This window comes from Diaphorobacter sp. ED-3 (genome assembly GCF_027625375.1).
Classification (GTDB): domain Bacteria; phylum Pseudomonadota; class Gammaproteobacteria; order Burkholderiales; family Burkholderiaceae_C; genus Diaphorobacter; species Diaphorobacter nitroreducens.
The window spans coordinates 3346301-3369106 of record NZ_CP115182.1; the positions used below are offsets into that span (position 1 = coordinate 3346301).

Genomic DNA, 22806 nt, shown 5'->3' on the forward strand with positions numbered 1-22806 from the left:
TACGCCGGAGTCAGCCGCCCTGCCCCTGCGGCGGCGCAATGCCCCGCACGGCCACGGCGCAATACTTGAACTCGGGGATCTTCCCGAACGGGTCCAGCGCCGCATTGGTGAGCAGGTTGGCCGCCGCTTCCACATAGGCAAACGGCATGAACACCGCACCGCGCGGCGTGCCGTCGTCGCGGCGCACACGCACCTGCACGGCACCGCGGCGCGAGCGGATCGCCGCCCAGTCGCCCGGCGCCAGCCCTAGGCGCGCCAGTTCGTCGCCGTGCAGCGAGGCCGTGGCGTGCGGCTCGATGGCGTCGAGCACGGCCGATCGCCGCGTCATGCTGCCCGTGTGCCAGTGCTCCAGCTGGCGGCCCGTGATGAGCACCAGCGGGTAGTCGGCATCGGGCCGCTCGTCGGCCGGGATGATGTCGGCCGGCACCAGCGTCACACGGCCCGTGGGGGTGGGAAAGCGCTCGGTGAATACGATGGGCTGGCCCGGGTCCTCGGCCGAGAGGCAGGGGTAGGTCACGCTGGACTCGCGCTCTAGCCGGTCCCAACTGATACCCGCGATGGCGCCGGCCATGGCCTGGCGCATTTCCTCGTAGACGGCAGCCACGCCAGCTTCTGCGCCCTCGTAGTCCCAGGCCAGGCCCATGCCCTTCGCCATCTGTTGCACGATCCACAGATCGGGCCGCGCGTCACCCGGTGGCGTGAGCGCGCGCCGGCCCAGCTGCACCATGCGGTCGGTGTTGCTCACGCTGCCGGTCTTCTCGGGCCAGGCGCTGGCGGGCAGCACCACGTCGGCCAGCCAGGCGGTTTCGGTCAAGAAGATGTCCTGCACCACGAGGTGCGCCAGGCTCGCGAGCGCCTGGCGCGCATGGTTCAGGTCAGGGTCGCTCATGGCCGGGTTCTCGCCCATGATGTACATGCCGCGCACCTTGTGCGGGTCGGCCTCATGGGCCAGGGCCTTGTGCATGATCTCGACCACGGTGTAACCCGGCGCGTCGTCCAGCGGCAAGCCCCAGAACTGCTCGAACCACGCGCGCGCCTCGGCGTTGTCCACGCGCTGGTAGTTGGGGAACATCATCGGGATCAGGCCCGCGTCGCTTGCGCCCTGCACGTTGTTCTGGCCGCGCAGCGGATGCAAGCCCGTGCCGGGCCGGCCGATTTGCCCGGTGACGGTGGCGAGGGCAATCAGGCAGCGCACGTTGTCGGTGCCATGCACATGCTGGCTCACGCCCATGCCCCAGAGGATCATCGAAGCCTTGGCCGTGGCGAACGCGCGCGCCACCTCACGCAGCGTGTCCGCGGGAATGCCGCAGAGCGGCGCCATGGCCTCAGGGCTGTAGGCGCGCACGTTCTCTCGCAGGGCCTCGTAGTTGAGCGCACGGTCACGGATGAAGGCCTCGTCGGCCAGGCCCTCCTCGATCACCGTGTGGATCAGCGCGTTGAGCACGGCCACATCGGTGTCGGGCCGGAACTGCAGCACGCGCCAGGCGTGGCGCCCGATGTCGGTCACGCGCGGGTCGGCCAGCACGATCTTTGCACCCCGCCGGGCGGCATTCTTGATCCATGTGGCGGCCACGGGGTGGTTGGATGTGGGGTTGGAGCCGATCACCAGAATAACCTCGGCATGCGCCACGTCGCTCACCGGGTTGCTCACCGCGCCCGAGCCCACGCCCTCCAGCAGCGCCGCCACGCTGGAGGCGTGACACAGGCGCGTGCAATGGTCCACGTTGTTGCTGCCAAAGCCGGTGCGCACCAGCTTCTGGAACAGGTAGGCCTCTTCGTTGCTGCCCTTGGCCGAGCCAAACCCCGCCAGCGCCTTGGGGCCGTGCGCATCGCGCAGCGCACGCAGTCCGCCTGCGGCGCGCTGCAGTGCCTCGTCCCAGGTCGCCTCGCGGAAGACCTCGCGCCAGTCCTCGGGCCTCACAGCGCCCTGCCAGTCCTTGGGAACGCCAGGTTTGCGCACCAGCGGCACCGTGAGGCGCTGCGGGTGGTGCGCGTAGTCAAAGCCGAAGCGCCCCTTCACGCACAGGCGGCCCCGGTTGGCCGGGCCGTCACGGCCGTCCACGCGCACGATTTTTTCGTCCTTCACGTGGTAGGTGACGAGGCAGCCCACGCCGCAGAACGGGCAGACCGAGTCCACCGTGCGGTCCACCTTCTGCGGGCCGATGTGGGTCTTGGGACTCAGCGCGCCCGTGGGGCAGGCCTGCACGCATTCGCCGCAGGCCACACAGGTGCTGGCGCCCATGGAGTCGTCCAGGTCGAAGACGATCTTGCTGTCGGCTCCGCGCAGTGCATAGCCGATCACGTCGTTGACCTGTTCCTCGCGGCAGGCGCGCACGCAGCGGTTGCACTGGATGCACGCGTCCAGGTGCACGGCCATGGCCGGGTGGCTCAGGTCAGGCGCTGGCTGCGCGCGGCGCAGTGCGGCCAGTGCGGGGCGCACGGCCACGCCCAGCGCATCGGCCCAGGCGCTCAACTCGCCATGCTGCCCCGGGGGCGTTGGTACTTGGTCAAATTGTGCTCCAGCGCTCTCCTGGTAAGCGCTATCAGCTATTATTTTTGTAGCGTCGTTCCACTTGTAGCCGGTCTCTGGCATGTCGGACAGCAGCAGTTCCAGCACCATCTGCTGGCTCTTGAGCGCGCGGGGGCTCTGGGCGTGCACGCGCATGCCGGGCGTGGGCGCGCGGCAGCAGCTGGGCGCCAGCGTGCGCTCGCCCTCGATCTCCACCACGCAGGCGCGGCAGTTACCGTCGGGCCGCAGGCCATCGGTGTGGCACAGGTGGGGGATCTGCACGCCGTGGCGGCGCGCGGCCTGCCACAGGGTTTCGCCCGGAAGGGCCTGCAAGAGTTCGCCGTCGAGCTCGAACGGCACGGCGCCTGCGCCGGTGTGCGGTGCGGCGCTCATGGGCGATCCTCCGGCACTGCGGCGGGCGGAATGCGCTCGGTGCGCACGCCGCCACGCGGCAGCGGCAGGTCACCGGGCCAGGGGCCCTCGCCCACCTCATGCGCAAAGTACTTGTGGATGCAGCGGATCGGGTTGGGTGCCGCCTGCCCCAGCCCGCAGATGGAAGCGTCGGCCATCACCTGCGCCAGGTCGTCCAGCGTGTCCTCGTCCCACAGCGGTGCCTGCATGAGCTGCGCGGCCTTGGCCGTTCCCACGCGGCACGGCGTGCACTGGCCGCAGCTCTCGTGCGCAAAAAAACGCATCATGTTCAGCGCCGCATCGCGCGCGCGGTCGTGCTGGCTGAGCACGATCACGGCCGCCGATCCGATGAAGCAGCCGTGCGGCTGCAGCGTGTCGAAGTCCAGCGGCACATCGGCCAGCCGCGCCGGCAGGATGCCGCCCGACGCGCCACCTGGCAGGTAGGCATACAGCACGTGCCCGTCGGCCATGCCGCCGCAGTATTCATCCACCAGTTCACGCAGCGTGATGCCCGCGGGCGCCAGCTTCACGCCGGGTTCCTTCACCCGCCCGCTCACGCTGAAGCTGCGCAGCCCCCTGCGCCCGTGGCGGCCGAAGCTGGCAAACCACTGGGGGCCCTTTTCCACGATGTCGCGCACCCAGTACAGCGTCTCAAAGTTGTGCTCCAGCGTGGGCCGGCCGAACAACCCCACCTGGGCGATATAGGGCGGGCGCATGCGCGGCTCGCCGCGCTTGCCTTCGATGCTCTCGATCATCGCGGACTCCTCGCCGCAGATGTAGGCGCCTGCCCCGCGGCGCAGCTCAATGCGCGGCAAGGCGCACGGCGGGTCGGCCTGCAGTTCGGCAATCGCTGCCTGCAGGAGGGCGCGGCAGCCGTGGTATTCGTCGCGCAGGTAGATGTACACCTGCGCGGTGCCCACCACCTGTGCAGCCACCAGCACACCCTCCAGGAAACGGTGGGGGTCACGCTCCAGGTAAGTGCGGTCCTTGAACGTGCCGGGCTCACCCTCGTCGATGTTCACCGCCATGAGGGCCACGCCCCCACGCTCCCCGGCTTCGCGTGGTCCGCTGCCCGCCGAGGGGGCCGCTGCCTCGCTTGGGGCGGCCTGGCGCCCGGCAAGGGCCGCCTGCTCGCGCACGATGCGCCACTTGCGCCCCGCCGGGAAACCCGCACCGCCCAGGCCGCGCAGGCCCGAGTCCTCCATGGCCGCAAGCACGCCGTCGGCCGGCACGTGCCCCTGCGCCAGGCCGGCGGCCAACGCATAGCCGCCGCGCGCCCGATAGGCGGCCAATCCCACCCACGGCGGCGCGACCGCCTCCGGCCCGCGCGTGATCGCCGTTTGCGGCAGCGCTTCAAAAACAGGAGCTGTCGGCGCTTGAGGGTGCTGGGCCTGAGCCCGATCCGGCATCAAATCGACCCGCTCCAGCACCGCCCCCAGCGTGGCACGCGGCACCGGGCACTGGTGCACCACGGCCACAGGCGCCTGCTCACAGCGGCCCACGCACGGCGCGGCCTGCACACGCACGTCGCCATGGCCCGCGGCGCTCAGCCGCCCAGGCAGTTCGGCCAGCAACGCGTCGGCCCCGGCCATGCAGCAGGACAGCCCGTTGCACACGCGCAGCACCAGGCGCGGCGGCCCGTCGGCGTCGCGCAGCACCTCGAAGTGGTGGTAGAAGCTTGCCACCTCGTACACCTCGGCCATGGGCAGGTTCATCAGGCGCGCCAGCGCCACCAGGTGCCGCTCGTACAGCGCGCCGTGGCGATCGTTGATCAGGTGCAGGTGCTCGATAAGCCGGTCGCGCGCATAGCCCTCGGGCGGGCGCGCGCCGATCAGCGTCTGCACCTCGGCCAGGGCAAAGGCCTCGGGCTGGCGGCCTTTGAGGTGAGCCTTGCGGCGCAGGCGCTCGCGCAGATCGTCTGCCGTGGCCACGGGCACGGCGGTGAATTCGGGTCGGGAGATCATGGAATCGCGGGGAAAAGGAAGCGCAGGCAGTGTGCGCCGCGCCCCCCGCGGCGTCAATGCACGCCGTCCCACCGGGCAGGACTAAGGCGGGGCCCTGCTGTCCGGCACACCGCCCCGCCGCATTTCGCTTGCCCTCGGCACCTTGGCCCCATACCGCTCTCGCTGCATGGCATTTCACCCAGCCGTCCTGCCTCTTTGCAAAGGCCGGTAAGATACGCGCCCTTCAAAGCCGCGCTCCGCTCCTGGCTCCCGCCCGGCCCTGCAGGCCCCCGCCGCACCCCTGGATTGCGGCGCATGCGGGCCCTGCCCTACCACTCTTTCCGACGCTTTCTCGCTATGCAAACGACTTTCCGATCGCGTATCGCGCTGATCGCCGCCCCCGCGCTGGTCAGCCTCGGCCTGGCCGCACCCGCACTGGCCCAAGACATCACCCTGCGTGGCGCGGGCGCATCCTTTCCTGCCAAGGTGTATGCCCAGTGGGCCAGCCACTATGCGCAGGAGCGCGGCACCAAGGTCCAGTACGCAGCCGTCGGCTCTACCCAAGGCGTGCAGCAGATCAAGGCGCAGCAGGTCGACTTCGGCGCCACCGACATTCCCCTGTCGCAGCAGGAACTGGCCCAGCATCACCTGATCCAGTTCCCCACGCTGGTGGGCGGTGTGGTGCCGGTCGTGAACCTGCCGGGCGTAGCCAGCGGGCGGCTGCGCCTGGATGCGCACGTGCTGGCCGCCATCTTCGCCGCACGCATCGACCACTGGAACGACAAGGCGATTGCCGCGCTGAACCCTGAATTGAAGCTGCCCAACCTGCCGATCACGCGCGTCGTGCGGGCCGACGGCTCGGGCACCACGCAAGTGCTGATCGCCTACCTGCGGCTGGCCGCGGCCGCGGACGACAGCGCCATCCCCCTCAAGGACGGACGTGCGAATTGGCCCGCCGGCGGCGCGATCCAGGCCGTGGAGGGTTCCAGCAAGATGGTGGCGGCGGTGCAGGCCACCGCTGGTGCCCTGGGCTACGTGTCATCGGACTATGTGGTGGGCGACGGTCCCGCCGCCGTCGCGCTGCGCAACCGGCGCGGCGAATGGGTGACCCCTTCGCTGGCGAGTTACCGCGCCGCCGTGCGCGGCGCCAACCTGTTTCGTGACGGCCTGAACGCGCCGCCGCTGGTGGACGTGGACACCCCAATGGCCTGGCCCATCGTGTCGGCCACCTACATCGTGATCGACAGCAAGCCCGCCGCGCCCGAGCGCACGGCACGCGCGCTCAACTTCTTCTATCGCTCGTTCCTGATGGGCGACCGCGCGGTGGCCGGCACCGGCTTTGCGCCACTGCCCGCCGAGACGCAGGCCCGCGTGGTGGCGCTGCTGAGCACGGTGCGCGCACCGGACGGCAAGCCGCTGCCCGTGATGGGCGAAGCAGAGGAAGGCGCGGGCGCGCGGCTCGCGCTGCGCTGAGCCGCGCGCCCTGGCAGATCAGGTGTTCTTGCTGATCGAGATGGTGGGGAACTTGCTGGAGAAGTCCTTGGCCTGCTGCGCGATCTTCACGGCTACATCGCGCGCCACCTTCTTGTAGATCTGCGCGACCTCGCCGTCAGGGTCGGCCACCACGGTGGGCTTGCCGCTGTCGGCCTGTAGGCGGATGTGCATGTCCAGCGGCAGCGCGCCCAGGTAGTCCATGCCATAGTCGGCGGCCATCTTCTTGCCGCCGTCGGCGCCGAAGATGTGCTCCACATGGCCGCAGTTGCTGCACACGTGCACGGCCATGTTCTCCACGATGCCCAGGATGGGCACGCCCACCTTCTCGAACATCTTGATACCCTTCTTGGCGTCCAGCAGCGCAATGTCCTGCGGCGTGGTGACGATCACCGCGCCGGTCATGGGCACGCGCTGGGAGAGCGTGAGCTGGATGTCGCCCGTACCCGGCGGCATGTCGATGATGAGGTAATCCAGGTTCTTCCAGTTGGTCTGGCGCAGCAGCTGCTCCAGCGCCTGCGTAGCCATGGGGCCGCGCCAGATCATGGCCTCGTCCTGATCCACCAGGAAGCCGATGGACATGACCTGCACGCCGTAGTTCTCGAGCGGCTCCATGGTCTTGCCGTCCTCGCTCTCCGGGCGGCGGCTGATGCCCAGCATCATGGGCTGGCTGGGGCCGTAGATGTCGGCATCCAGCACGCCCACGCGGGCGCCTTCAGCGGCCAGCGCCAGGGCCAGGTTGGCGGCCGTGGTGCTCTTGCCCACGCCGCCCTTGCCCGAGGCCACGGCGATGATGTTCTTCACCTGCGGCAGCAGCTGTACGCCCCGCTGCACCGCGTGTGCGATCACCTTGGTGTTGATGTTGACCGACACGTTCTCCACACCCGCCACTGCCTTGGCAACGGCGATGAACTGGCGGCGCAACTCGGGCACCAGGCTCTTGGCGGGGTACCCCAGCTCCACGTCGAAGGCGACATCGCCGCCGTTGATCTGCACATTGCGCACCGCGCGCGTGCTCACGAAGTCCTTGCCCGTGTGCGGATCCTGGACGCCGGCGATCGCCGCCAACAATGCCTGTTCTGTGAGTGCCATGGTTGTGTGGTTTGCTGAAGAGAAAGCCGGAGTCTAGCCAAGCGGCCTTGGCACTGGCGCGCCTGTGCCTTTGTTTGCCTACAGCCCACGCAGCTGGCGCGCCACGCTGCGCAGCATGCCGATGAAAGCCAGCAGCCAGGCCAGCAGCGCCACGGCAAAGAACAGCCGGGGCAGCGCATCCAGAAAGCCAAAGGCCATGGCCTGGTCCATCTGCCAGGTGCAGGCCGCGTACATGCCCAGCGGAAACACTGCGCCCCAGTACAGTGGGTCGTAGCGCAGCGGAAAGCGGCGCACGCCGTGGCGCCAGATGCCCAGCAGCACCAGCATGGGAATCCACCAGGTGCCCGCGGCCCAGTAGAACACCGTGAAGCCCTTGAGGAACGGCAGCAGCGACACCAGGAACGGCGCCTGTGGCGCGTTCAGGATCAGCAGCGATCCGGCCAGCGTGGAAATGGCCATGGCCCCCATGTTGATCCAGTACGGCGGCGACAAGTCGCCCGGCGAGAAGGGAAAGAACAGGTAGCGGTAGAAGATCAGCGCCATCATCCAGATGTAGAGCATGCCGCCCCACAGCCACATGGACAGCGCCAGCAGGTTGAGTTCCAGCCGCAGCGGCTGGCCGATGCGCGCGGCCAGCAGGGCGCTGGACACGGCCAGCGCCTGCGTGGACACCACGGCCAGCAGCCAGGCACCGCTGATGCCCCGGTCCAGCGGGGGCTTGTCCCGGCGGATGGTGAAGGCCGTGAAGATGGTGTAGGTCAACACCAGCCACAGCAGCGCCGCCAGCGCCCATAGCGCGAAGCCCAGCGGCACATGGCCCAGCAGCACGATGCACTGGCTGGCCAGGATGCCCGTGGCCGCCACCATGGTGAAGTAGCCGGTCCCGCGCGCGTGGTCCACCATGTCGCCAAAGAAACGCCGGGGATAGCGCCAGGCCCGCAGTACATACAAGGCCCACAGCACCACGTACTGCACGGCATTCAGGGCCAGCAACGCGCGCGCCAGCAGGGGATGGCCCAGCATGTCCGCAACCAGTGAAACGATGCCTGTGGCCATGACCAGGCCGAAGTAGGCAGGCGACAGCTCGCGCAATCCCCCCTGCCCCGCCGGAGTAGCCAGCTGCGGCGGCGACCCCGGCGGCGTGTTCAACGCAGCTCCAGCCGTGCCGGCCCCGCCTGCACGCTGCCGATCACCGCCGCCTGCGCGAAACCCTCGCGCGCGAACACCCCGAGCACGTCCTGCACGCTGTCCGGCGCGCAGGCCACCAGCAGGCCGCCCGAGGTCTGCGGGTCCGTCACCAGCGCCTGTGCGGTGGCCGGCAGGCCGGCGTCCAGCGCCACGCCCTCGCCATAGCCGGCCCAGTTGCGGCCGCTGGCACCGGTCACGAAGCCCGCAGCAGCCAGGTCCGCCACGCCGGGCAGCAGTGGCACGCGCGCCCAGTCGATCTGCACCGTGACGCCCGCGCCGCGCGCCACCTCCAGCGCATGGCCGGCCAGGCCGAAGCCCGTCACGTCGGTGATGGCGTGCACGCCGGGCAGCTCGGCCAGCAGCGGGCCGGGGGTGTTCAGGCGCGTGGTGGCGGCAATCATCTCGCGGTAGTGGGCGTCGGCCAGTTGCTCCTTCTTCAGCGCGGCCGAATACACGCCCACGCCCAGCGGTTTGCCTAGCACCAGCACGTCGCCCGGCTGGGCGCCGGCGTTGCGGCGCACCCGGTCCGGGTGCACCAGGCCCATGGCTACCAGGCCGTAGATGGGCTCGACCGAGTCGATGGTGTGGCCGCCCGCGATCGGGATGCCCGCCGCGCGGCACACGTCCTGCCCGCCGCGCACGATGGCGCCGATCACGTCCAGCGGCAGCGTGTTCACCGGCATGGCCACCAGCGCCAGCGCCATGATGGGCTTGCCGCCCATGGCGTACACGTCGGACAGCGCGTTGGTGGCAGCGATGCGGCCGAACTCGTACGGGTCGTCCACGATAGGCATGAAGAAGTCCGTGGTAGCCACCAGCGCCTGGCTCTCGTTCAGTCGGTACACGGCCGCGTCGTCCGAGGTCTCGATGCCCACCATCAACTCGGGCGGCATGACGGCGCCCGCGCCGCTTTGCTGCAGGATCTGCGACAGCACGCCCGGCGCGATCTTGCAGCCGCAACCGCCGCCATGCGATAGCGAGGTCAGGCGCGGATGGGAAGGGGCGGCGGTGGGGGCGGAAGCATTCATGGCAAACAGGGAAAAAGCGCGGTGACGGACAATGGCGCCTGCCCCGACGCAAAAAAGTGTGCCGCGGGCGCGCCGCGCGCATCATCCCAGATTCGCACCTGCCCGGCTTTGTTCAGCACCGCATTCCCGTGTCCCACCACCGCCCCATCCGTCCCGAAGACCGCCACCAGTTCGACACCCTCATCGACGCGCGCTCGCCCGCCGAATACGCCGAGGACCACATCCCCGGCGCGATCAACTGCCCGGTGCTGAACGACGAGGAGCGCGCCATCGTCGGCACCATCTACGTGCAGCAAAGCGCCTTCGAGGCGCGCCGCGTGGGCGGGGCCATGGTGGCGGCCAACCTGGCGCACCACCTGCGCACGCATTTCGCCGACAAGCCCGCACACTGGCGCCCGCTGGTCTACTGCTGGCGCGGCGGCATGCGCAGCGGCTCCATGGTGCAGTGGATGCGCCTGGTGGGCTGGGACGCGCAGCAGCTCGCCGGCGGCTACAAGTCCTTTCGCCGCCATGTGATGACGCAGATCGAGAACCTGGTGCCGCAGCTGGAGCTGCGCGTGCTGGTGGGCGCCACCGGCAGCGCCAAGACGCGCGTACTGCAGCAGCTGGCCGGCATGGGCGCGCAGGTGCTGGACCTGGAGCACTACGCCCGCCACAAGGGCTCGCTGCTCGGCGCGCTGCCGGGCGTGCCCCAACCATCGCAGAAAAATTTCGAGACACAGATCGCCACCGCACTGGAGGCGCTGGACCTGTCCCGCCCCGTGTATGTGGAGGGTGAGAGCGCGCGCATCGGCCGCCTCACGGTACCCGTGCCGCTGGTGCAACGTCTGCGCGCCGCCGCGTGCATCGAGATCGAAGCCACGCCCGAAGAGCGCCTGGCCTACCTGCTGCGCGACTACGCTTACCTAGGCGACGACCCCGATGCACTGGCCAAGCGCCTGGGCACGCTCACCGAGCTGCAGGGCAAGGAAGTCGTGCAGCGCTGGCAGGCCTGGGCCCGGGCGGGGGAGCTGTCCGCGCTGTTCGCCGAGCTGATGCTGCTGCACTACGACCCGCACTACGGACGCTCGCAGGCGCGCAACTTCACGCACTGGGAGACACGCCAGCGCGTGGTCGCGCCGGACCTGTCGCCCGAGGGCATCGCCAGCGTGGCGCAGGCCGTGCTGGCGCTGGAATAGTTAGGCATCAAATCAGGCTGCAGCGCTTTATGGATAAGCGCAAGCAGCTATCATTTTTGAAACCCTCTCGCGCACATGAAATCCCGGCGATTCGTACGGGAACACGCCGCCTTCGGCTAGGCTCAAACCCACCTCATTCCTCAAGGACTCCTTTGTGAAATTGAAGATGGCCCCGAACTCGGGCTTCGCAATCCTGCTGCGCTCGCCCTGGTGGGTGAGCTTTGCCATCGCCGCCGCCATCGTGCTCGTCTGCGGCGCACTGCTGCCGAGGGACATCGCCCCGTTCGCCGCCATGGGCGCGCTGCCGATCGCCGTGATCGGCTGCATCGCCGCGTGGCGCCAGTGGCGTGCCCCCAGCGCCGCGCGCGTTCAGGGCGCCCTGCAGGCCGCTGCCGCCATGCCGTGGAAGGATTTCGCCAACACGCTGGAGCGCGCATGGCGCACCGAGGGGCACGAGGTGCAGCGCCTGGCCGGCCTGCACGCGGACCTGCGCATCACGCAGGGTGACCGCGCGGTGCTGGTGGCCGCACGCCGCTGGAAGGCCGCCACGCATGGCGTGGAACCCCTGCGTGAACTGCACGCCCAAGCGCAGCAGCAAGGCGCGCAGGCCGTGTACGTGGCGCTGACCGGCACCGTGAGCGAGACCGCACGCAGCTTTGCGCGCGAGCATGGCGTGGTGCTGCTGGAGGGCGATGCCCTGGCTGCCCTGCTGCTCAAGGCCACGCCCGCAGGTTAAAAAAAGCGCAACCCAAGCCGCGTGGCTCCATGACCCACTCCCCTGCCCCTGCGCACACCGGCCTGGTGCTGATGGGCGGCGGCGCGCGTGCCGCCTACCAGGTGGGCGTGCTGCAGGCGATTGCCGACCTGCGGCTGGCTTGCGGCGAGCGGCGTGGGCCGGGGCCATTCGGCATCCTCACCGGCACCTCGGCCGGCGCCATCAACGCGGCGGCCATGGCCTGTGGCGCGGACCAGTTCGACCGCACGGTGCGGCGCCTGGCGCGCGTGTGGACCCAGTTCCATGCCCGACAGGTGTACCGCGCCGACTCCCTGAGTGTGATGCGCAGCGGCGCACGCTGGCTCACGCTGCTGTCGCTGGGCTGGGCCCTCACCCGCTGGAGCCGCATGCGCCCGCACTCGCTGCTGGACAACGCGCCGCTCGCGCAACTGCTGGACCAGTTGGTGCCACTGGCGCGCGTGCCGCGGCTGATCCGCGCGGGCCACCTGCGCGCCCTGGCGGTGACCGCGTCCAGCTACAGCTCGGGCCAGCATGTGGCGTTCTTTGACGCCGGAGACGCCCAGGAGCCCTGGGTACGCTCATTGCGCAAATCCGCGCGCGGCCCCATCACGCGCAACCACCTGCTGGCCTCGTCGGCCATTCCGTTCATGTTCCCGGCAGCGCCACTGGCCATCGACGGACACACCGAATACTTCGGCGACGGCTCCATGCGCCAGACCGCGCCGCTGCTGGCGCCCGCCATCCACCTGGGCGCGTAGCGCCTGCTGGTGGTGGGCACCAGCCGCACCTATGAGCCGCCGCGCCCCTGCATGGCTGGCACGCAGCAGCCCTACCCGGCGCTGGCCCAGGTGGCGGGCCACACGCTGTCCAACATCTTTCTGGATGCGCTGTCGGTGGATATCGAGCGCGCCCAGCGCATCAACCAGACGCTGGCGCTGATTCCGCCCGAGGCGCGCAGCCACAGCCCGCTGCGGCCGCTGGAGCTGCTGGTGTTCGCCCCCTCGCGCAACCTGGACGAGATGGCGGCGCGGCATGTGTGCGACCTGCCGGGGACCATCCGCACCCTGCTCAGAGCGCTGGGCGTGCGTGCCGACCGACCCGACGCGGGCACCGGCGCGCTGGTCAGCTACCTGCTGTTCGAGCGCGGCTACACGCAAGAGCTCATGGCACTGGGCCACGGGGACGCGATGGCGCGGCGCAGCGAGATCTGCGCCTTCTTCGGCTGGCAGGACCACGGCAATCCCGTGCGGGCGCCGCGGAACTGACACGCCCTAAAATCGAGGGTTGCGCCTCGAAACCCGAGGCGACTGGAGAGCCGCCCCCGATGACCGCACGCAAGATCTTCGTCACCACCGCCCTGCCGTATGCCAACGGCAATTTCCACATCGGCCACATCATGGAGTACATCCAGGCCGACACCTGGGTGCGCGCGCAGCGCATGCAGGGCAACGCGGTCAACTTCGTGGGCGCGGACGACGCCCACGGCGCGCCCATCATGATCGCCGCCGAGAAGGCGGGCAAGACACCCCAGCAGTTCGTGGCCGACATCGCCGCCGGGCGCAAGCAGTACCTGGATGGCTTTCACATTGCCTTCGACAACTGGAGCAACACCGACAGCCCGGAAAACCACGAGCTGTCCCAGCAGATCTACCTGGACCTGAAGGCCGCTGGCTTCATCGAGACGCGCACCATCGAGCAGTTCTTCGACCCGGAGAAGAACATGTTCCTGCCCGACCGCTTCATCAAGGGCGAGTGCCCGCGCTGCCATGCCAAGGACCAGTACGGCGACAACTGCGAGGTCTGCAGCTCGGTCTACGCGCCCACCGACCTGATCAACCCGTACTCGGCGCTGTCGGGCGCCAAGCCGGTGCTCAAGACCTCCGAGCACTTCTTCTTCAAGCTCTCCGACCCGCGCGCGGTGGAGTTCCTGACCGAGTGGACGCAGAACGGCCAGCATGTGCAGCCCGAAGTGGCCGCCAAGATCAAGGAATGGTTCGGCACGCGCACCAATCCCGACGGCACGACCAGCGAAGGTCTGGACGACTGGGACATCTCCCGCGACGCCCCCTATTTCGGCATCGAGATCCCCGATGCGCCGGGCAAGTACTTCTACGTGTGGCTGGACGCCCCCGTGGGCTACCTGGCCTCGCTCAAGAACCTCTTGAACAAGCGCGGCGAGGACTACGACGCCTACATGGCCGACCCGCAGCTGGAGCAGTACCACTTCATCGGCAAGGACATCATCACCTTCCACACGCTGTTCTGGCCCGCCATGCTGAAGTTCAGCGGCCGCAAGACGCCCACGAAGATCTGCGTGCACGGCTTCATGACCGTGAACAACGGCGAGAAGATGAGCAAGAGCCGCGGCACGGGGCTGGACCCGCTCAAATACCTGGCCCTGGGCATGAACCCCGAGTGGCTGCGCTACTACCTGGGCGCCAAGCTCAACGGCAAGAACGAAGACATCGACTTCAACCCCGAAGACTTCATGGCCCGCGTGAATTCCGACCTGATCGGCAAGTACGTGAACATCGCCAGCCGTGCCGCGGGCTTCATCTACAAGCGCTTCGGCGGCAAGCTGGGCGAAGTCAGCGCCGATGGCCAGGCGCTGCTGGCGCAGCTGCGCGAACAGGCCGGTCCCATCGTTGCGGCCTACGAGGCGCGCGACACGGCCCGCGCCGTGCGCGAGACCATGCTGCTGTGCGACCGCGTGAACAGCTACGTGGACGCCAACAAGCCCTGGGAGCTGGCCAAGCAGGAGGGCATGGAGGCGCGCCTGCAGGACGTCTGCACCACCTGCATCGAGGCCTTCCGCATCCTGACGATCTACCTCAAGCCCATCCTGCCGCAGGTGGCGGCCGACGTGGCGCGCTTTCTCATCGTGCCGCCCGAGCAGTTTGCCGAAGTGGCCCAGCCCCTGGGCGCCGGCCACCAGATCGGCCAGTACCAGCACCTGATGCAGCGCGTGACGCAGGAGCAACTGGACGCGCTGTTCGAACCCCCTGCTCCCGCAGTCGAAAAGGTCATCCCTGGCGGAGAGGAAATCGCCCCGACGATCACCATCGACGACTTCGCCAAGGTGGACCTGCGCATCGCGAAGATCGTGAAATGCGAGGCCGTGGAAGGCTCCACCAAGCTGCTGCGCCTGACACTGGATGTGGGCGAAGGGCAGACACGCAACGTCTTCAGCGGCATCGCCAGCATGTACAAGCCCGAGGACCTGCAGGGCAAGCTCACGGTGATGGTGGCCAATCTGGCGCCGCGCAAGATGAAGTTCGGCCTGAGCGAGGGCATGGTGCTGGCCGCCAGCCACGCCGACGAGAAGGCGCACCCCGGCATCTTCGTACTGGAGCCCTTCCCCGGCGCGCAGCCGGGCATGCGCATCCACTGATGCCCCAGCCTCGGCGATCGCGCCAGCCCCTGCGCCTTGCGGCTGCATGGGTTTTTTTGTGCGCCTTGCTTTCGGGGTGCACGGTGGTGGCGGTGGGTGCAGCCGCCGTCAGTGTCACGGCGACCGCTGTGGGGCTGGCGGCCGACGCCGCCGTGGGCACAGCCAAGGTCGTCGGTAAAGGCGTGGGCAAGGCCTATGACGCGATGACCGACGAAGAAGACCACAGCGGCATCACCATCCGCTACCGCGAAGGCGGCGCACCGCAGCCGCTGCCGGATGCCCCGCCGCAGGAGCAGGCGGCACCCACGCCTGAGGCGCTGCCGTAGCCGCTGCGCGCGTTGCCTGGCGGCACCCGCCACAGGACGTACGCATGGTCACGCCGAGGGTTCGCCCGGTGGCCGCGCGGCCTGCCGCCACTGCCCCGGTGTGCAGCCTGTCCAGCGGCGAAAGGCCCGGTTGAACACGCTGGGCTCCGCGAACCCCAGCGACTGGCTGATCTCGCCCAGCGGGCGGTCCGCCTGCGCCAGCGCGTGCAGTGCGGCCTGGTGCCGCGCCGCGTCCAGTACGGCGGTGTAGCTCAAGCCCAGCGCCTGCATGCGTCGCGCCAGGGTGCGCTCGCTCAGTCCCAGCGCTGCCGCGGCCTGGGCGCGTTCGGGCGCCTTGCCGTGCAGCGGCGCTTGCAATTGGTCAGCCATCCACGCGCGCAGCGCCTGCGCCAGGTCGGCCGGCGCTGACAGTGCCGCCAGCCGTGTCGTCGCATGTTCGCGGTGCAGGCGCGCGAGCTGCTCGTCGGCCTGGGGCAGCGGCGCGTCCAGCAGCGCGTTGTCCAACAGCACGCCGCTGAAGGCCTGCTCGAATTCCACGGCGCAGCCGAAGGCCTCGCGGTAGCCCGCCAGCGGCCCGATGCGTGCCTGGCTGAACTGCACCTGCCGCGGACGCACCACCTGTCCCGTGACCCAGCGCGCAAACGCCACGACCGCGGCCAGCACCGCCTCGATCTGGTGCGGGCTGAATGCCAGCGCGCCCTGGCGCGGGTGGTACACCACCCAGCTGGCGGTTTCGCCCGCGATCATCTGGAAACGCCCGCCGTCGCTGATGAGGCGCTGGTACTGCTGCACCGCGGCAATGGCCGCGCGCAGGCTGGACGCGGACTGCAGCAGGTAGCTCACCACATTGAAACTGCCCGGCCCCACCTGTGCCCCCACCTTGAGGCCAAAACCCGAATCCTGCGTGCAGTGCACGGCTGCGCGCCACAGCCGCGTGATGTGGTCAATGGGCCAGCGCTCGTGCGCCAGCTCGGCCGGTGCGATGCCCGCCTGCGCCAGCAGGCGCTCGCGCGCCACGCCCGCGCGCTCGGCGGCGGCCAGCACGGTGTTCACCCAACTCATCGAAACGCTGGCCTGCAAGGTCAATTTCCATGGCCTCCAAAGTCTATGCCGCGCCATGATATGCCGCTATCTTGGCCGGCAGTGCGCCACACAGAGCGCGCAAGGAGACAGCCGCATGGCAACCCAACATTCCGACACCGTCGTCATTGGCGGCGGTCTGGCCGGCATCGTGGCCGCGCTGGAGCTGCTGCGCGCGGGCCAGCGCGTCACGCTGGTGGACCGCGACACGCCTGAACGCTTCGGCGGCCTGGCGCTGTGGGCCTTCGGCGGCATGGCCCTGGTGGGCACGCCGCTGCAGGCAAAGATGAAGATCCCCGACACGCCCGAGCGTGCGCTGGCCGACTGGCTGCGCTTTGGCGAGCTGGACGCTGACCACCACTGGCCCCGCGCTTGGGCGCGGCACTACGTGGAGCATTCGCGCGCGCAGGTGCACGACTGGCTGCTGCAGGAGGGCGTGAAGTTCATGCCCGCGGTGAACTGGGTGGAGCGCGGGCTGCACGGCGACGGCAACAGCCTGCCGCGTTACCACATCGTCTGGGGTACCTCGCGCGAACTCACGCGGTGCCTGATCGCGGCGCTGCGCCGTGCGGGTGAAGGCAGCAGGCTCACACTGCTGCACGGCCACCGCGCCACGGCACTGGACCACCAGGGCGGACGGATCGCCGGCGCCGTGGCGGTGAACGAAGCCACGGGCGAGGAAGTACGCCTGCAAGCCCCGGTGGTGGTGCTGGCCATGGGCGGCATCAACGGCGGGCACGAGGAGACCCGTGCCAACTGGCCCCAAGGCCGGCCGCGCCCCGCCGCCATGCTCAACGGCGCACACCCCTTCGCCGATGGCAAATTGCACCGCCACGCCGCCCGCCTGGGCGCGCAGATCACGCACGCGGGCGAGATGTGGAACTACGCCGCCGGCTTTCCGCACCCGTTTCCGCATTTCGACGGGCACGGCCTGTCGGCCATTCCCTGCAAGTCGGCGCTGTGGCTGAACCACCGGGGCGAGCGCATCGGCCCTGCGCCGCTGGTCACCGGCTTCGACACGCACTGGCTGTGCCAGCGTGTGGCCGCGCAGGAAAAGCCCTGGACCTGGCACCTGCTCAACTGGCGCATCGCAGCCAAGGAGTTCGCCATCTCCGGCGCCGAGCACAACCAGCGCATCCGCGACAGGCAGTTCCCGCAGTTCCTCAAGGAAACGCTGTTGGGCAACCACCGCCTGGTGCGCCAGATGCAGCGGCAAAGCCCGCATTTCCTGGTGGACGACACCCTGGCGGGGCTGGCCGCGAAGATGAACGCACTCACCGCCTCGCTCGATGTGCGCCCCGAGGTACTGCAGGCCACGGCCGACGCCTTCGACGCCAACTTTGCCCACGGCGCCAAGCTGCACAACGACGACCAGATCCGCCGCATCCTGCACGCGCGCCAGTGGGGCCCCGACCGGCTGCGCACCTGCGCACCCGCGCCGCTGCAAAAGCCCGGCGCGGGGCCGTTCATCGCCATCCAGATGCAGCTCATTACGCGCAAAAGCCTGGGCGGGCTGCAAACGGACCTGCACAGCCGCGTTCTCGACGGCGCAGGCCAGCCCATCGACGGCCTGTACTGCGTGGGCGAGGCGGCGGGCTTCGGCGGCGGCGGTGCGAACGGCAAGCGCTCGCTGGAAGGCACCTTTTTGCCCGGCTGCATCCTCACCGCACGCGCCGCGGCGCGCGCCATCACCGGGAGGGCCGGCGCATGACCCACTACCCCGCATCGGTCGCCGACTGGCGCCGCCAGGCCGAGAGGCGCCTGCCGCGCTTTCTGTTCGACTACATCGACGGCGGCGCCAGCGACGAGCGCACGCTGGCCGCCAACGTGCAGGACTTCGCCGCCCTGCGCCTGCGCCAGCGCGTGCTGGTGGACGTGGCCCAGGTGGACACGCGCGCCACCCTGGCAGGCCAACCCTGCGCGCTGCCAGTGGCGCTGGCGCCCATCGGTCTGGCGGGCATGGCCGCGCGCCGGGGCGAAGCGCAGGCCGCGCGCGCGGCGCACGCGGCGGGCGTGCCGTTCACGCTCTCCACCGTGGGCATCTGCCCCATCTCCGAGGTGGCGGCTGCAGCCGGCGCACCGCCCTGGTTCCAGCTCTACATGCTGCGCGACCGCGGCGCCGTGCGCGCACTGCTGGACGGTGCCTGGGCCGCCGGCTGCCGCACGCTGGTCTTCACGGTGGATCTGCCGCTGCCCGGCATGCGCCTGCGCGACATCCGCCACGGCATGGCCGCGAGTGGCGCGCGCCCTGCGCTCATCCGCGCCGCACAGGTGCTGGCGCGCCCCGGCTGGGTGCGGGACGTGGCGCTGCGCGGCAAGCCGCTGCGCTTTGGCAACCTGACGGCGCAGGTGCCCGGCGCGCGCGACCTGGGCGCCTTCAAGGCCTGGGTGGACGCGCAGTTCGACCCCAGCGTGACGTGGAAAGACATCGACTGGCTGCGCGGCCAGTGGCAGGGCCGCCTGCTGCTCAAGGGCATTCTGGACGTGCAGGACGCCCAGGCCGCCGTGCAGGTGGGCGCGGACGGCATCGTCGTCTCCAACCACGGCGGGCGCCAGCTCGACAGCGTGGCCTCCACCGCCGCCAAGCTGCCCGCCATCGCCCAGGCCGTGGGCGCGCAGACTGAGGTGCTGGTGGACGGCGGCGTGCGCAGCGGCGTGGATGTGTTCAAGGCCCTGGCCCTGGGCGCGCGCGGTGTGCTCATCGGCCGCCCCTGGGTGTGGGCGCTGGCGGCGCAGGGCGAGGCGGGCGTGCGCACCCTGCTGGCCCAGTGGCAGCGCGAGCTGCTGCTGGCAATGACGCTGGCGGGCGTGACGCGCGTGGCCGACATCGGCCCCCAGCACCTCGACACGGATTGATAACGAAAAACGGCTCCAGCGCTTACCCATCAGCGCCAGAAGCTATGAATAAAGAAGCAAGGAGATTCCCATGAACGGCGCACAAGCCCTGCTCAAGACCCTGGCCGATGCCGGTATCGAGGTCTGCTTCACCAACCCTGGCACGAGCGAGATGCACTTCGTCGCCGCGCTGGACAGCGAGCCGCGCATGCGCGCCGTGCTGGCGCTGTTCGAGGGCGTGGCCACCGGCGCGGCCGACGGCTACGCACGCATGGCCGGCAAGCCCGCCGCCACGCTGCTGCACCTGGGCTGCGGCCTGGGCAACGGCCTGGCCAACCTGCACAACGCACGCAAGGGCAAGGTGCCGGTGGTCAACATCGTGGGCGACCACGCCACGTACCACACGCAGTACGACGCGCAGCTGCAGTCCGACATCGAGACCGTGGCGCGCAACGTCTCGCCCGGCTTCGTGCGCACCGCGCAAAGCACTGCGGCCCTGTGCCAGGACGCGGCAGACGCCATTGCTGCCGCGCGCGGCCTGCCGGGCCAGGTGGCCACGCTGGTCCTGCCGGCCGACGTGTCGTGGGGCGAGGGCGGCCAGCCCTGCCCGCCCCCGGAGGTGCCCGCGCCCGCGGCCGCCAGCGACGAGGCCGTGCAGGCCATCGCACAGGCCATCCGCTCGGGCGAGAAGACCATCGTGCTGCTGGGCGGCCAGGCGCTGCGCGAGGGGGCGCTGCGCAGCGCCGCGCGCATTGCGGCCCACAGCGGCGTGCAGTTGCTCGCCGAGGTGTTTCCCACCCGCATGGAGCGCGGCGCGGGCCTGCCCGCCGTGGAGCGCGTGGCCTACCTGGCCGAGCTGGCAGGCGTGCAACTGGCGGGCGCACGGCACCTGGTGCTGGTCGATGCGAAGTCGCCCGTCTCGTTCTTCGCCTACCCCGGCAAGGCCAGCGACCTGGTGCCCGCAGGCTGCACGGTGCACACCCTGTGCAGCCCGGCGCAGGACGCGGCGGCGAGCCTGGACAAGCTGTCCGCCGCGCTGGGCGCCAGCGCCACGCAGCCGCCCCTGGCCCCGGCGCAGCGCCCCGGCCGCCCGCGCGGGCCGCTCACCGCGCCCAAGGTGTGCAAGGCCGTGGGCCACCTGCTGCCCGAGAACGCCATCCTCATCGACGAGGCCATCACCTCCGGCCTGATGCTGGGCGTGATGACGGCGGGCTGCCCGCGCCACGACCTGATCACGCTGACCGGCGGGGCCATCGGCCAGGGCCTGCCCAATGCCGTGGGCGCGGCCATCGCCTGCCCCGACCGCCCGGTGATCGCACTGATCGGCGACGGCACGGCGATGTACACCCTCCAGGCGCTGTGGAGCATGGCGCGTGAGAACCTGCATGTGGTGTCGGTCATCTTCAACAACGCCAGCTACTCGGTGCTGAACGTGGAGCTGGAGCGCGTGGGCGCTGAGCAAGCGGGCCCCAAGGCCAAGTCGCAGCTCGACCTGAAGGGCCCGGTACTCAACTTCGCCCAGCTCGCGCAGGGCATGGGCGTGCATGCGGTGCGCGCCAGCACGGCCGAGGACTTTTGCCAGGCGCTGGAATACGCGCTGGCGCACCCCGGGCCGCACCTGATCGAAGCACTGGTGCCCGAGTCGCTCGCCGGCCCGAAGCGCAAGGTGCTGCCCTGGCTGCTGCGCGCCCTGCCCAGCCTGCCGCCGCAGGTGGCGCGCGCGCTCAAGCGCAAGATCGCGCCGTGAGGCGGCCGAGAGCCCCACGCAAGAAAGCCCTGCACCGCGGGGCTTTCTTTATATGAATGATTTTGGCCTCTAGCGCTTTCCAGACAAGCGCGAGCAGCTCACTTTTTCATATCAACGGCATCAACCGCCCTGGTAGCGTCCCGGCCGGTGGCTGACCCACAGGAACACGCACATCACCACCGTGGCGAGCACCGACCAGGCCACGCGCTGCCATGGCACCACGCACAGCGCCAGCAGCACCACGCAGCAGTCGATGCCCAACTGCACCTTGCCAGCCCGGATGCCGTGGCGCTGCTGCGCGTAGAGCGACACGATGGTCGCGCCGCCCAGGCTGGACTGGTGGCGCGCCAGGAACAGCACGCCCGTGCCCATCAGCAGCCCTCCGGCCACCGCGGCGAACGCCGGGTGCAGGTAGTCGATGTGGAACACGTTCGGCGCCAGCACCATCACCAGCGACAGCATGGCCACGCAGACGAAGGTCTTGAGCGTGAAGGCGCGCCCCAGGTGGCGCCAGGCAAACCAGTAAAACGGCAGGTTGATGAGGAAGTACACCGCGCCGAACGACCAGCCCGTGGCGTAGTGCAGCACGAACGCCAGCCCCGCCGTGCTGCCCGTGAGCAGCCCGGCCTGGGCGTACATGAGCATGGCCAGCCCGACAAACAGCGAGCCGGCGAACAGCGCCTGGGCGTCCTCGAACGGGCCGTGGCGCAGGGTGGCGTTGGAAGAGGGAACCTGCGCCGCGCCATCGGGCGCGAGTGCGGAAAGAGACGATTGGGCGTGCAAAGTGTGTGCGGTGCGGCTGGCCATAGTGTGGTTCCTGAGCATCCTGCGGGTCGGCGCTGGTGGCGCCGAGGCGCAATCATCTCATGGAAAACCCTAGGTCTGCTGGGCGCCAGCGCCCGTCCCTCCCCGCTCGCGCATTTCAGGGCGGCTCCAAGGAGGCGGCCCAGGATCGGCTCAAGGGCCGTCGTGCAGCTTCTCGGTGCTGGCCGCACGCAGCACGCGCCCGTCGGCGCCGAACACCACGGTGAACAGCTTCTCCTGCGCGGGGGCGTCGGTCCAATGCCAGTCCCACTCGGTCTCCTGCTTGAGCTCGTAGGTCACCTGCTTGCCGGGCTTGCCCAGCAGGCGGCGCACCTGCTCCTGCGTCATGCCGGGCTGCACCTTGGCGAAGTGGTGCGGTGCCAGCACCTGGCGCAGCGCGCTCATCTTGCCGTCGGTGCCGATGGTGATCATGTAGTTGCGCCGCCCGGCCGGCTGGCGGTTGTACTCCAGGGTGCGCGAGCCGTCGGCCTCCTGCCAGACCTGCTCGGGCTCGCCAAAGCGCGCGCGTACGTCTTGCTCGGTGGAGACGCCCTCTTCCAATTCGCGGATGCGCTGCTCGTCGCAGCCCGCCAGCAGGGTGAGCACGGCCAGCAGGGAGGCGCCCGCGCCCTTGAGCCAGTGGTGAAAAGCCATCGGTAGGTCCATCCTCATGGTGATCGGCCGCCCGGTCGCGGCGCACAGGCTGCACTGTAGAGCGTCCACGGGCCTGCCGCACGGGCCCTCACCCAGGGGCCGGGGCTAAAATGCGCGGTTACCAAGAGGCTCACGCACCGCACCATGTCCTTCTTTCGCCGCCCCGACTACGAATCCGACACCACCCAGTTCATCAAGCAGCTCAAGGCCCAGAAGCCCGAGCTGGATGCCCAGCAGCAGGCCGGCCGCGCCCTGCTGTGGGACAAGCAGGTGGACCGCGATGCCTGGCAGGACTACAACGCCGGGCGCATCCCCCAGCAGCCCTACGTGTACCAGTCGCGCTCCTGAGCGCGCCACACATCAAATCAGGCTCCAGCGCCCATGCAGCAAGCG

General features: G+C 69.8%; 17 protein-coding genes and 1 pseudogene. 10 read left to right on the forward strand and 8 right to left on the reverse strand.

Annotation, left to right across the window (positions count from 1 at the left end):
- Window positions 1–10: 10 nt before the first annotated feature.
- Both fdhF and PCQ86_RS16255 read right to left on the reverse strand, forming a co-directional pair.
- Window positions 11–2902, reverse strand: a complete 2892-nt coding sequence (gene fdhF, locus PCQ86_RS16250; protein ID WP_270174208.1) for a formate dehydrogenase subunit alpha — start codon at window positions 2900–2902, stop codon at window positions 11–13.
- Window positions 2899–4884, reverse strand: coding sequence for an NADH-ubiquinone oxidoreductase-F iron-sulfur binding region domain-containing protein (locus PCQ86_RS16255; protein WP_270174209.1), 1986 nt, complete (start codon window positions 4882–4884; stop codon window positions 2899–2901). The genes fdhF and PCQ86_RS16255 overlap by 4 nt, the downstream gene beginning before the upstream one ends.
- Before the next feature lie 336 nt (window positions 4885–5220).
- Between PCQ86_RS16255 and pstS the strand changes: the two genes are divergently transcribed.
- Window positions 5221–6336 (forward strand): phosphate ABC transporter substrate-binding protein PstS, encoded by a 1116-nt coding sequence (gene pstS / locus PCQ86_RS16260; RefSeq protein ID WP_270174210.1) that lies wholly within the window; start codon window positions 5221–5223, stop codon window positions 6334–6336.
- Between the two features lie 18 nt (window positions 6337–6354).
- On the opposite strand, the gene apbC is transcribed toward pstS, so the two are convergent.
- From apbC to selD, 3 genes are all read right to left on the reverse strand, one after another.
- Window positions 6355–7446, reverse strand: coding sequence for an iron-sulfur cluster carrier protein ApbC (gene apbC / locus PCQ86_RS16265; RefSeq protein WP_270174211.1), 1092 nt, complete (start codon window positions 7444–7446; stop codon window positions 6355–6357).
- Window positions 7447–7524: 78 nt separating this feature from the next.
- Window positions 7525–8595 (reverse strand): tellurite resistance/C4-dicarboxylate transporter family protein, encoded by a 1071-nt coding sequence (locus PCQ86_RS16270; RefSeq protein ID WP_270174212.1) that lies wholly within the window; start codon window positions 8593–8595, stop codon window positions 7525–7527.
- Entirely contained in the window at window positions 8592–9662 is a 1071-nt protein-coding gene (selD, locus tag PCQ86_RS16275; RefSeq protein WP_270174213.1) for a selenide, water dikinase SelD, read from the reverse strand. Before selD ends, PCQ86_RS16270 begins: the two co-directional genes overlap by 4 nt.
- Window positions 9663–9790: 128 nt before the next feature.
- Here selD and mnmH point away from each other — a divergent pair, with 128 nt between their 5' ends.
- The 5 genes and pseudogenes from mnmH to PCQ86_RS16300 all read left to right on the forward strand — a co-directional run bounded on the left by mnmH (window position 9791) and on the right by PCQ86_RS16300 (window position 15293).
- Window positions 9791–10840, forward strand: coding sequence for a tRNA 2-selenouridine(34) synthase MnmH (gene mnmH, locus PCQ86_RS16280; protein ID WP_270174214.1), 1050 nt, complete (start codon window positions 9791–9793; stop codon window positions 10838–10840).
- Between the two features lie 166 nt (window positions 10841–11006).
- Window positions 11007–11576, forward strand: a complete 570-nt coding sequence (locus PCQ86_RS16285; protein ID WP_015914120.1) for a restriction endonuclease — start codon at window positions 11007–11009, stop codon at window positions 11574–11576.
- 29 nt (window positions 11577–11605) lie between these two features.
- Window positions 11606–12841, forward strand: a pseudogene (locus tag PCQ86_RS16290) (patatin-like phospholipase family protein).
- A gap of 59 nt (window positions 12842–12900) precedes the next feature.
- Window positions 12901–14967 carry a methionine--tRNA ligase gene (gene metG / locus PCQ86_RS16295; RefSeq protein ID WP_270174215.1) on the forward strand — a complete coding sequence of 689 codons (2067 nt, stop codon included), beginning with the start codon at window positions 12901–12903 and terminating at the stop codon, window positions 14965–14967.
- Window positions 14968–15053: 86 nt separating this feature from the next.
- A complete protein-coding gene (locus PCQ86_RS16300; protein ID WP_442874441.1) occupies window positions 15054–15293 on the forward strand; it encodes a hypothetical protein in 240 nt (79 codons plus the stop codon).
- Between the two features lie 48 nt (window positions 15294–15341).
- On the opposite strand, the gene PCQ86_RS16305 is transcribed toward PCQ86_RS16300, so the two are convergent.
- Window positions 15342–16355 carry an AraC family transcriptional regulator gene (locus PCQ86_RS16305; protein WP_270174217.1) on the reverse strand — a complete coding sequence of 338 codons (1014 nt, stop codon included), beginning with the start codon at window positions 16353–16355 and terminating at the stop codon, window positions 15342–15344.
- A 115-nt stretch (window positions 16356–16470) separates the two neighbouring features.
- On the opposite strand from PCQ86_RS16305, the gene PCQ86_RS16310 reads away from it, so the two are divergent.
- The 3 genes from PCQ86_RS16310 to PCQ86_RS16320 all read left to right on the forward strand — a co-directional run bounded on the left by PCQ86_RS16310 (window position 16471) and on the right by PCQ86_RS16320 (window position 20955).
- Window positions 16471–18084 (forward strand): FAD-dependent oxidoreductase, encoded by a 1614-nt coding sequence (locus tag PCQ86_RS16310; RefSeq protein WP_270174218.1) that lies wholly within the window; start codon window positions 16471–16473, stop codon window positions 18082–18084.
- Window positions 18081–19229 (forward strand): L-lactate dehydrogenase, encoded by a 1149-nt coding sequence (locus PCQ86_RS16315; RefSeq protein ID WP_270174219.1) that lies wholly within the window; start codon window positions 18081–18083, stop codon window positions 19227–19229. Before PCQ86_RS16310 ends, PCQ86_RS16315 begins: the two co-directional genes overlap by 4 nt.
- Before the next feature lie 70 nt (window positions 19230–19299).
- Complete coding sequence (locus PCQ86_RS16320; protein ID WP_270174220.1) at window positions 19300–20955, forward strand: acetolactate synthase large subunit; 1656 nt, start codon at window positions 19300–19302, stop codon at window positions 20953–20955.
- A 120-nt stretch (window positions 20956–21075) separates the two neighbouring features.
- On the opposite strand, the gene PCQ86_RS16325 is transcribed toward PCQ86_RS16320, so the two are convergent.
- Window positions 21076–21762, reverse strand: coding sequence for a YitT family protein (locus tag PCQ86_RS16325; RefSeq protein ID WP_270174221.1), 687 nt, complete (start codon window positions 21760–21762; stop codon window positions 21076–21078).
- A gap of 150 nt (window positions 21763–21912) precedes the next feature.
- A complete protein-coding gene (gene bamE / locus PCQ86_RS16330; protein WP_088888432.1) occupies window positions 21913–22413 on the reverse strand; it encodes an outer membrane protein assembly factor BamE domain-containing protein in 501 nt (166 codons plus the stop codon).
- Window positions 22414–22557: 144 nt separating this feature from the next.
- Here bamE and PCQ86_RS16335 point away from each other — a divergent pair, with 144 nt between their 5' ends.
- Window positions 22558–22761, forward strand: a complete 204-nt coding sequence (locus PCQ86_RS16335; RefSeq protein ID WP_011806589.1) for a DUF3460 family protein — start codon at window positions 22558–22560, stop codon at window positions 22759–22761.
- The last annotated feature ends 45 nt before the right edge of the window (window positions 22762–22806 follow it).

What these genes read in the sequence shown, in the direction of transcription:
- PCQ86_RS16320 (WP_270174220.1), top strand. Translation starts at nt 19,300, where the DNA reads ATGAACGGCGCACAAGCCCTGCTCAAGACCCTGGCCGATGCCGGTATC.
- selD (WP_270174213.1), bottom strand. Translation starts at nt 9,662, where the DNA reads ATGAATGCTTCCGCCCCCACCGCCGCCCCTTCCCATCCGCGCCTGACC.
- PCQ86_RS16310 (WP_270174218.1), top strand. Translation starts at nt 16,471, where the DNA reads ATGGCAACCCAACATTCCGACACCGTCGTCATTGGCGGCGGTCTGGCC.
- pstS (WP_270174210.1), top strand. Translation starts at nt 5,221, where the DNA reads ATGCAAACGACTTTCCGATCGCGTATCGCGCTGATCGCCGCCCCCGCG.
- PCQ86_RS16315 (WP_270174219.1), top strand. Translation starts at nt 18,081, where the DNA reads ATGACCCACTACCCCGCATCGGTCGCCGACTGGCGCCGCCAGGCCGAG.
- PCQ86_RS16305 (WP_270174217.1), bottom strand. Translation starts at nt 16,355, where the DNA reads ATGAGTTGGGTGAACACCGTGCTGGCCGCCGCCGAGCGCGCGGGCGTG.
- PCQ86_RS16325 (WP_270174221.1), bottom strand. Translation starts at nt 21,762, where the DNA reads ATGGCCAGCCGCACCGCACACACTTTGCACGCCCAATCGTCTCTTTCC.
- apbC (WP_270174211.1), bottom strand. Translation starts at nt 7,446, where the DNA reads ATGGCACTCACAGAACAGGCATTGTTGGCGGCGATCGCCGGCGTCCAG.
- PCQ86_RS16255 (WP_270174209.1), bottom strand. Translation starts at nt 4,884, where the DNA reads ATGATCTCCCGACCCGAATTCACCGCCGTGCCCGTGGCCACGGCAGAC.
- PCQ86_RS16285 (WP_015914120.1), top strand. Translation starts at nt 11,007, where the DNA reads ATGGCCCCGAACTCGGGCTTCGCAATCCTGCTGCGCTCGCCCTGGTGG.
- PCQ86_RS16335 (WP_011806589.1), top strand. Translation starts at nt 22,558, where the DNA reads ATGTCCTTCTTTCGCCGCCCCGACTACGAATCCGACACCACCCAGTTC.
- bamE (WP_088888432.1), bottom strand. Translation starts at nt 22,413, where the DNA reads ATGGCTTTTCACCACTGGCTCAAGGGCGCGGGCGCCTCCCTGCTGGCC.
- metG (WP_270174215.1), top strand. Translation starts at nt 12,901, where the DNA reads ATGACCGCACGCAAGATCTTCGTCACCACCGCCCTGCCGTATGCCAAC.
- fdhF (WP_270174208.1), bottom strand. Translation starts at nt 2,902, where the DNA reads ATGAGCGCCGCACCGCACACCGGCGCAGGCGCCGTGCCGTTCGAGCTC.